Annotated in this window: 1 protein-coding gene; it reads right to left on the bottom strand. The window is 62.9% G+C overall.

Annotated features, from left to right (window positions below; genetic code table 11):
- Nucleotides 1-272, bottom strand: a 272-nt coding sequence (locus BN2475_RS35975; protein ID WP_281254294.1) for a citrate/2-methylcitrate synthase, incomplete at both ends; no start/stop codon positions are given.

The following is a 272-nucleotide window of genomic DNA, read 5'->3' as shown; positions in this document are numbered from 1 at the left end:
GCTTGATGAATTGGGGAATGTTGTCGACCGAGCCGATCTCTTCCAGCATGTTCAGCGCGGCTTCGTTCGCGCCGCCGTGCGCCGGGCCCCACAGACACGCGATGCCCGCCGCGATACACGCAAATGGATTGGCGCCCGACGAACCCGCCAGACGCACGGTCGACGTCGATGCATTCTGCTCGTGGTCCGCGTGCAGGATCAGGATACGGTCCAGCGCGCGCACCAGCACATCGTTGACCTTGTAGTCTTCGCCCGGGTTCGAGAACATCATG

Origin of the sequence: Paraburkholderia ribeironis, from assembly GCF_900019265.1 — a bacterium.
Classification (GTDB): domain Bacteria; phylum Pseudomonadota; class Gammaproteobacteria; order Burkholderiales; family Burkholderiaceae; genus Paraburkholderia; species Paraburkholderia ribeironis.
The sequence above is the reverse complement of the archived record's forward strand: the minus strand, read 5'-3'. Positions and strand labels throughout refer to the sequence as shown.